7 protein-coding genes (1 of these 7 running past the window's edge) are annotated in these 8,319 nt (G+C 40.0%); 5 read left to right on the forward strand and 2 right to left on the reverse strand.

Going from position 1 to position 8,319, the window contains the following annotated elements:
• Positions 1-103 precede the first annotated feature (103 nt).
• The 5 genes from LEP1GSC190_RS13545 to rsmA all read left to right on the forward strand — a co-directional run bounded on the left by LEP1GSC190_RS13545 (position 104) and on the right by rsmA (position 6,015).
• Positions 104-1,039, forward strand: coding sequence for an ABC transporter ATP-binding protein (locus tag LEP1GSC190_RS13545; protein ID WP_002746708.1), 936 nt, complete (start codon positions 104-106; stop codon positions 1,037-1,039).
• Positions 1,036-1,797 carry an ABC transporter permease gene (locus LEP1GSC190_RS13550; protein ID WP_002746857.1) on the forward strand — a complete coding sequence of 254 codons (762 nt, stop codon included), beginning with the start codon at positions 1,036-1,038 and terminating at the stop codon, positions 1,795-1,797. Before LEP1GSC190_RS13545 ends, LEP1GSC190_RS13550 begins: the two co-directional genes overlap by 4 nt.
• A gap of 99 nt (positions 1,798-1,896) precedes the next feature.
• Complete coding sequence (locus LEP1GSC190_RS13555) at positions 1,897-2,772, forward strand: SDR family NAD(P)-dependent oxidoreductase (protein ID WP_002746908.1); 876 nt, start codon at positions 1,897-1,899, stop codon at positions 2,770-2,772.
• A 314-nt stretch (positions 2,773-3,086) separates the two neighbouring features.
• Positions 3,087-5,147 carry a ComEC/Rec2 family competence protein gene (locus tag LEP1GSC190_RS13565; RefSeq protein WP_036047854.1) on the forward strand — a complete coding sequence of 687 codons (2,061 nt, stop codon included), beginning with the start codon at positions 3,087-3,089 and terminating at the stop codon, positions 5,145-5,147.
• The gene (gene rsmA / locus LEP1GSC190_RS13570) at positions 5,110-6,015 is read left to right on the forward strand and encodes a 16S rRNA (adenine(1518)-N(6)/adenine(1519)-N(6))-dimethyltransferase RsmA (protein ID WP_002746700.1); all 906 of its coding nucleotides are present in this window, start codon (positions 5,110-5,112) and stop codon (positions 6,013-6,015) included. Before LEP1GSC190_RS13565 ends, rsmA begins: the two co-directional genes overlap by 38 nt.
• A 237-nt stretch (positions 6,016-6,252) precedes the next feature.
• On the opposite strand, the gene LEP1GSC190_RS13580 is transcribed toward rsmA, so the two are convergent.
• Positions 6,253-7,773: an HDOD domain-containing protein gene (locus LEP1GSC190_RS13580; protein ID WP_002746876.1), complete on the reverse strand. Its 1,521-nt coding sequence runs from the start codon at positions 7,771-7,773 to the stop codon at positions 6,253-6,255.
• Between the two features lie 88 nt (positions 7,774-7,861).
• A protein-coding gene (locus LEP1GSC190_RS13585; RefSeq protein WP_420844260.1) for an ABC transporter permease crosses the window boundary here: on the reverse strand, positions 7,862-8,319 show its 3' portion. 244 nt of this gene lie beyond the right edge of the window; the window shows 458 of its 702 coding nt (coding positions 245-702); the start codon falls outside the window, past its right edge; its stop codon occupies positions 7,862-7,864.

Consider the following 8,319-nt stretch of genomic DNA (forward strand, 5'->3'; position numbering starts at 1 on the left):
CATTACAAATCCAGTTTAAAAAATCGAAATGATGCTGTGCTGAGAAAGGGGACTCGGTACATTAGGCATTCTATTCAAACGAATTTAAGTCATTAAGAGGAATATGAAACCGAAAACGAAGTCACCCATTGTTTCTGTAAACAATCTTTCCAAGTTCTACGCGAACGGATTTCAAGCGTTGAAAAACGTTTCTCTGGAAATACGGGACGGAGAAATCATCGCGCTTCTCGGCCCAAACGGAGCCGGTAAAACAACTCTGATTTCCATCATTTGTGGAATCGTAAATCCGAGCGAAGGTTCGGTGCGCGTTTCCGGAAAAGACATTCTCAAGGACTTTCGTTTTACGAGATCCCAGATCGGACTCGTTCCGCAGGAACTGAGTGTACACGCATTTGAATCCGTATGGGCGACCGTAAATTTTACAAGAGGATTGTACGGAAAACCGCCTAACACCGATTATATTGAACAACTTTTAAAGTCCCTTTCTCTTTGGGAAAAAAAAGACCACATGATTCTTACCCTTTCGGGTGGAATGAAACGTCGCGTTTTAATCGCCAAAGCGCTTGCGCACGAACCGAGGATTCTCTTTTTGGACGAGCCTACCGCCGGAGTGGACGTTGAACTCAGAAAGGATATGTGGAATATCGTCCGTAATCTCCGCGAAAACGGAGTAACCATTATCCTCACCACTCATTACATTGAAGAAGCCGAAGAAATCGCTGATCGAATCGGGGTGATCAACAACGGTGAATTGATCCTTGTGGAAGATAAGAAAGAACTCATGCAAAAACTCGGTAAAAAACAATTGTTAATCGATTTAACTCAAACTCTGAAAAAAATTCCGACGACTTTGAAAACGAAAGGATTGGAGATCGTAAACAACGGAAAACAACTTCTTTACACGTATGATTCTCATGGAAAACAAACTGGAATCTCCGCTCTTCTTCAAGACCTCAAAAAGGCCAAAATCGAATTCAAAGATTTGAATACGACCCAAAGTTCTTTAGAAGAAATATTTGTTCAATTGGTATCACAATGAATTTTTACGCAATCAAATCTATTTACATTTTCGAAATGTCCAGAACTTGGAGAACGCTCTTTCAGAGCATCGCTTCTCCCGTCATCTCCACTTCCTTATATTTCGTAGTTTTCGGATCGGCAATCGGTTCTAGGATTCAGGAAGTCGACGGAGTAGGTTACGGATCCTTTATCGTTCCGGGCCTTATCATGTTGTCTTTATTGACGGAGAGCATTGCCAATTCTTCTTTTGGAATTTATTTTCCAAAGTTTACTGGAACAATTTATGAAATTCTCGCTGCGCCGGTCTCCATGATCGAAATTGTAATCGGTTTTGTAGGAGCCGCCGCAACAAAATCTATGATTCTCGGAACGATCATGCTCGCCACCGCTTCTCTATTTGTTCCTGTAAAAATTGCACATCCCTTTGTGATGGTACTCTTTCTACTCCTAACTTCGATCTCTTTCAGTTTGTTCGGGTTCATTATTGGGATCTGGGCCGAAAATTTCGAAAAGTTACAGATCATTCCCCTGCTTATCATCACCCCTCTCGTTTTTTTAGGCGGAAGTTTTTATTCGGTGAATATGCTTCCTCCTTTTTGGCAGAAATTGACTCTTTTTAATCCTGTACTTTATTTAGTGAGCGGATTTCGCTGGAGCTTTTACGAGATAGCAGACGTCAGTGTGGGAGTAAGCCTTACAATGGTTTTCGTGTTTCTTTCGATCTGCCTCGGTTTAGTTTGGCTGATCTTCAGAACGGGATACAAAATTAAAAAATAGATTCCAAATATTCAAATTTACTAAATCGATTCTCCTTATTGTAGAATCGTTCGTAGAAACATCTCGGAAATCGTATTAAAAAGAGGGAGAACATCGGATATGAAATCAAATTACCCACAATTTGCAGGTAAAAAAGTTTTTATTTCCGGAGGTTCCTCTGGAATCGGCAAAGGATTAGCCGTCGAATTCGCAAAACGTGGCGCAAGCGTGATTCTCTCGGCCAGAAATGAAAAAAACCTAAAAACGACCGTAGAGGAATTGAAAAGGATAGGCCACAAAAACGCAATTTTTGATTTTGCAATCGCGGACGTTTCCAAACCCGAACAAGTCCAAAAAGTTGCAAAAAAGACCCTAAAAATTTTAAACGGACTGGATCTTCTCATCTGTAACAGTGGTTATGCGAAAGCGGGAAAAGTCGGCGACTTAAAGGAATCGGACTTTTATCAATTGATGGACGTGAATTTTTTCGGACACGTCAACTTGGTTCGAGCCTTTCAGGATCATTTCCTAAAACAAAAGTACGGAGACATCGTACTCGTCTCTTCCATGCTTGCTACGTTTTCCATATACGGTTACGGAGCGTACTCGGCGAGTAAATTTGCGATTACTGGTTTTGCACAATCTTTGCGACAGGAAATGATGCTTCATGGAGTTCGAGTGAAAGTTTTTCTTCCTCCAACTACCGATACCCCCGGGTTGAAAAAAGAAAATCAGGATAAACCCGATCTCGTAAAGGAGATCGAAATGGGTTCGGCAATCAACGCGGTTCATTCCGTAGAAAAAGTGACGAACGCATTTATGAACTGGTTGCCTAAAAGGAAATTTTTAGGATATGCAACCTGGGATTCCTGGCTTCAATATTTTTTAGTTAGACATTTTCCAGAATGGACCTTGTCGATTGCGGATGCGGAATTGAGATCCGCACAAAAAAGACTAGAACAAAAAGACAAAACCCAAATTCTCAAAAGCAAGTAATTTGTCGGTAGATTTCCGGGCGTTCCCCGCCGCAAGACGGACCCGGGCCGCTACGAACTCCGCATTTCTCCGGACCTGCACCTGCTAGAGGCATTCCGTCAAATCAAATTCAATCTGTGGGAGCTACTGCAAAAACAGGTCCGCATCCTCAAACACGACAAATCCTGTAAGAACTCAAAGAAAAGTTAACAAGCAGATTCAAAAGAGAGAAGTTCCCACATTTTTGTAGGTTCCCCAAATCCTTGCCTTGAAATCGATTCCAAAATAGAAATAAAAAACATTCCGTAGGAAGCAGATCAAAAACCGTAAAAGATGTGAAAAAACATATCCAAAACTGGTTGCCTTGCTCCGCATATTCAAAAATTTCCTTAGGAACATTTGTAGGAATCGTCATTGATTTAATCCTACCAGGCATGATCCTTCTATGGATCGGAATCGGCGTAATTGCAATTTCGATCGGATCACTTCTAAAAAAAAGGTTTCAAATTGTAAAATATTCCATTTTTGGAATGTTTCTTTTCGCATGTGTTTCGACCTATTTTCCGGTAAGGTTCCAAAAAAATCCGCAGAAGAACGCTATTTCTCAAAAAAATCCTTTCGGAAAGCTAGAAAAAGTTTTCCAAGAAAAATTTAGAGAACAAGTTTTACTTGAGTTAAAAGAAGCCGACCTGAAAAAAAATTCCAACCGAGTTGCCTTAGGACTTATTTTCGGAGAAGCAAAACAACTTTCCAGAGAATTCAAAACGAAAGCGAAAGAAGGAGGAATTCTACATTTGTTTGCGGCCTCAGGACTACATCTCGGAATACTAATGGGAGTTCAATATCGACTTCTAAGACTAATACCGAGTTTAGGATACAAGCTACCGAGAATCATTCCTCTACTTACCGGATTTCTTTATCTGTCCGCTTTGGGCTATCCGGTTTCACTCTCAAGAGCCTGGATTTTTGCGGGAATGTTGTTGTTTCAAGGATTATTCTTTCGAAAATTACGATCGGTCGATCTGCTACTCGGTTCCGCCTGGATCTTATGGATCGTGGACCCTCCCGGATTGTATACGGTCTCTTTTTGTCTCTCTTTTGGAGCGGTAACTGGAATATTCCTTTTTTCTTATCCGATTCAAACCACTTGTAATTTTCTTTCAGATGAAAATCCAATAACTTCTTTCTTTAAAGAAAATCTATCGGTTTCATTTTCCGCCGGACTTGGAACAATGCCCGTGTTACTATTCGCATTCGGATCCTTCAGCTTCGGGTCGATTTTATTGAATTTAATCGTGGTTCCTCTGGCTGGGATATTGCTCCCAATACTTTATTCTTCTCTAATCATACAAAAGATAAAATTGACCTTCCTCGCCGAACCGTTTTGGTCCATTACGGAATTCTTAATTCAGATTTTGATCTACCTGTCGGAAACATTATCACAATCGCTCGGTTTTTACAGGGAAATGGGAGGCGCGATTTGGATCGGAATCATCGGTTGGGTCCTCCTCTGCGTCGGAATATTTCTTTATACTTATTTTATGGAAAAAAACTATTTGCGGGGTGCTCCGAAATACAAATTAAGCGCCGAAGTTTCCGACCGGAATTCGAAAGACGCAGATTTTCCTCCCCTCGATTCAGATTCTGCATTTCCAGAAATCGACACTGCGATCTACAAACAAAAATTCGAAGAAATTTCAAAAAACATTCAAAATTCGGAATATTATAAATTAGAAAATAAAAAAAGATTTAGGAAAAAATCGTATCCAATTTTTTGCGTTTCGTTTTTCATTTTTATCTTCGGAATCCATGTGCTTCTTTATCAGTCTCCGAATTTATTTCCTACAGAAAATCGTATCGTAAACAATCGGTTTTTCTTTATTTTGAGAAGCGGAGATTCTCTGATATTTTCCGGAAAATGCAAATATGGATATAAGACAATATCGAACGTATTTCGAATTTCTAAAAAAACTTATTGCGATTCCACCGATAAACGTCCCCTGAAAAACGTATTCGTGGAAGAAGAATCTTGTCTCGTCTGGGCCTTTCAATGTCTACAAGATCGCTCGCAAATCGACATTTTCTATTCGGGTCGTGATTTTGAACTTTGGAGCCGAGCGAGTCGATTTCATTTTCTCAAATCGAACCCGATCCGAGAGATCCCTCTATCGAAAGAATCCAAAATTCTATTTTTTCATACGAAAAAGGATTTCCTCTTCCAACTCTCTCAAAAAACGAAAACGGGCAGCGGTTGGATTCTTTTAGAAACTCCTTACGGAAGCCGGGATAACTCGGAAGTCTGGAATCGAAACCGAAAACTGCTTGGGCTTTCAGAGAATTGGATGTTTCTGGAAAAAGATGAACTCCAGAGAATACCCATTTCGAAAGGTTTCTGAAATCCGCAAATTTTTGGAGTCTAAATCCTCGGCTCCATTAAAAAAATGGGGACAGAACTTTCTAATCGATCCGAATGCAATCCGATCCATTCTCAACTGTCTGAGTTTCGACCTTCTTTCGACAATTGATCGAATTTTGGAAATCGGTCCAGGGCTCGGTGCAATCTCACATGGATTGCTCGACTTCCAAAAGCCGGTCACCTTATTTGAAATCGATCCGGTTTACGCACATTGGCTCCGAGAATATCTTCCGGAATTCGAAATCAGGGAAGGTAATGCCTTGGACTTTTTGCACGAATACTCCCAAGATTCGACTTATCTCTTTGGAAATCTCCCTTATTACATTTCTTCCGAACTAACTTTAAGCTCCGTTAAAAATTTAAAAGGACTCAAAGGTGCTGCGTTTCTCGTACAAAAAGAATTTGCAAAAAGAATTTCAAGCGAACCTTCTTCGATTCAATTTTATCTTTCCGCATACGGAAATTGGAGTTTAAAGAAGGACGTCAAGGCCGGGGCTTTTTATCCTAGGCCGAACGTGGACTCCTCCATACTAGAATATAAATCTTGTCCGGTGTTCGAGAAACAATCCGGATTTATCGCACTCGAATGCCTTTGCAGAACTGCTTTCTGGGGAAAAAGAAAAAAACTGACTTCCTCACTTAGAAACGCACCAATCGCCTCCCTTCCCGCGGAAGTAACTCTCTCCGAAAATTTTTCAGAAGAACAGTTTCGAAATGAAAGCGTCCAATCTTTGGAAAACGCTGGAATCGATCTCAATAAAAGACCGGAAGAATTAAGGGCAACGGATTTTCACGAGGCTGCACAATCACTTTCCGTTTATATATCAAAAATATTGAATATATCTTAATTAAGAGCCTTCCCAAAGCCTTAGTTACAATGATTCGGTAAGTTCGTAATAAAATATAGAAGTCCCCATAAATTACGCCCCTTTGATAGTTTACGAGCTTTCGAATATATTTTATAATTGTTAAGTTCTCGTCGAGGTTCCTATATTCTGAGATTTTAAGACAAGCTCTAAATTCATCACAAAAAGTATATAATGTACCCCGGCAAAGTTCCAAGATAAAGCAGGCAAGACTAAAGTTTAGGATTTTTTGTCGAACTCCTTATATTCCTGAAGAGTTCTTTTCATAAATTCGTCCAGCTCGGCTTCTTTTTTGAAGCCGAAATGTTGAAGAACGGCGGATTGAATTAGAAAATAATCGGAGAGACCTCGGGAAATATCAATGATCATGTCCGAAAGATAAATCGAAAACACCGCATCTTGAAATTCCTTCTTAACCAAAAGCGGTCTGTGATGCATCTCTGCGGCAACTCGAATTGTATCCGAAAAGTTCCACTTCTCACAGATCATACCACCCAAAGTCGTATGAGAAATTCCTAATGCAGCTTCCTCCAGAGTCAATGGAGAAGGTAAAAGTCGATTTCCTAAAATTTCGGAGATTTTTTCGGACATATCGGGTTCAAGAGAAAGCAAAATCACACGACCCACGTCGTGTAACAAAGCCGCACAGACTAAAACGGTGATTGTCTGTTTTTTCCAACCCATCCTTTCCCCAAGACGCCTACATATAAACGCCGATAAGCTAGACCGTTCCCAAATCGATTCAAACTCTTTGTATTTTTCTTCCAAAATCTTTTTCGTTCCCAAACTCAAAAGAATACTGTTCAATTCAGAAAGACCGATGACTTTAATCGCACCTTCCAAATTCTCTACCTTAGTTCTCTGCGAAAACGAAGCAGAATTTGCTAATTTTAGAATATTCGCAGAAAGTGATATATCTCTACCTACAAGTTCGGTGATATTATGGATCGAAGAATCCGGTTTATTAATCAGACTCATGATCTGATTTACATTGTCGGGAAACGTGGGTAGATTATCCAATTCGGAAAGGATCTCCCCCGTTTTTTGAAGATTGGTATTTTTTTTCTTAAATTCGAAAGGAATTTTGATATAAGCCGACGTAATTCCTTCTTCGGATTTGATCCGATACGAATCCCCTTCAATTCCTTCGTTTTTTAACATCAGAAGAGACATCGCAAGTCCCAAACCGGCTCCCTCCGATTCGTCCCCATGATTTTCGAAAACCTCCGAAAGATTGTTATACGTGCGTGCCTTTGAAATTCTTTCTTGGATCCTTTGATTCTCTTCGGGAAGAAGACCAACGTTATTTGCCACCTTCAGAAGAAAACTATTCTGATTAAAACCGAACGTAACGAGAACGTACAACCCGTTTTGTTCAAGAAGATCAGCATAAAGGTCCTTCTTGGAAATTAATTTCTCCTTGAATTTTTCCATTCCCGTTTCGTATTGAACCGGATCCTTGATATCCCAACCCGCTTCCTTAAAAATCACCCTCTTTTGATTCGCCTTCACGGCGTTCATGATAGTCTCTCTTAAAATGGAAAAGATACATTCTCTGAGAGGTATGATGTCCAGATACTGAAGATAGCGATCTAGCAGAAAACCGATAATTTTATCGATGTTTCGATTGAAATGAGTGATTCTTAAATAAAGTGGATTGAGGGATTCAATCGGTTCGTTCAGATTTTTGACGGAGAGAAAATACCCTTCTTTTTCATAATGAAACCATTGAATCTTCATGCGGACTTCCAAACTCCGCTTGGGTCATTTGAATCTGATCCCAAACGAGTTATGACTCTTTAAAGGTTTGTCAACCGGCACTTTATGCTTAGAGTTCTTTCCTGTCCAGAACAACTTTTACGAATCCGAAACAAAGAACGATCCAAATACCGATTTGGATAAGGGAATATTCTCCGTAGTAATGAACTTGCGAAAGACTTTTTGCGAGAAGAGAACTCGAAAAAAAGAACACAGTTCCTTCCTGGGGTAAAATCCAATATATCGCTTCCAAGACTTGTTTTTTTAAATCCGAAGTTTGAATCATATTCGCCGCAACGGACTCGTAGATGAACAGATCCAAAAAGGTGGAAAAAACAAGCAACGCAAGTCCTCCAAAAAACGCAGCATTTTTACCGAAACTGAGAACCGAGACAAAGCCAAAAAGAATTAAGAAGTAAAAGACGGAAAACATCGTAAAACAGGCTTTCAAAAGATCCCAGGAAAAAACTTCCCCGCCGATCCATTGTTTAACGAAATACGTTCCGATTAAAAAGACGCCGTTTGCGA

The organism is Leptospira mayottensis 200901116, assembly GCF_000306675.2.
Classification (GTDB): domain Bacteria; phylum Spirochaetota; class Leptospiria; order Leptospirales; family Leptospiraceae; genus Leptospira; species Leptospira mayottensis.

What these genes read in the sequence shown, in the direction of transcription:
- LEP1GSC190_RS13550 (WP_002746857.1), top strand. Translation starts at nt 1,036, where the DNA reads ATGAATTTTTACGCAATCAAATCTATTTACATTTTCGAAATGTCCAGA.
- LEP1GSC190_RS13555 (WP_002746908.1), top strand. Translation starts at nt 1,897, where the DNA reads ATGAAATCAAATTACCCACAATTTGCAGGTAAAAAAGTTTTTATTTCC.
- LEP1GSC190_RS13580 (WP_002746876.1), bottom strand. Translation starts at nt 7,773, where the DNA reads ATGAAGATTCAATGGTTTCATTATGAAAAAGAAGGGTATTTTCTCTCC.
- LEP1GSC190_RS13545 (WP_002746708.1), top strand. Translation starts at nt 104, where the DNA reads ATGAAACCGAAAACGAAGTCACCCATTGTTTCTGTAAACAATCTTTCC.
- rsmA (WP_002746700.1), top strand. Translation starts at nt 5,110, where the DNA reads ATGAACTCCAGAGAATACCCATTTCGAAAGGTTTCTGAAATCCGCAAA.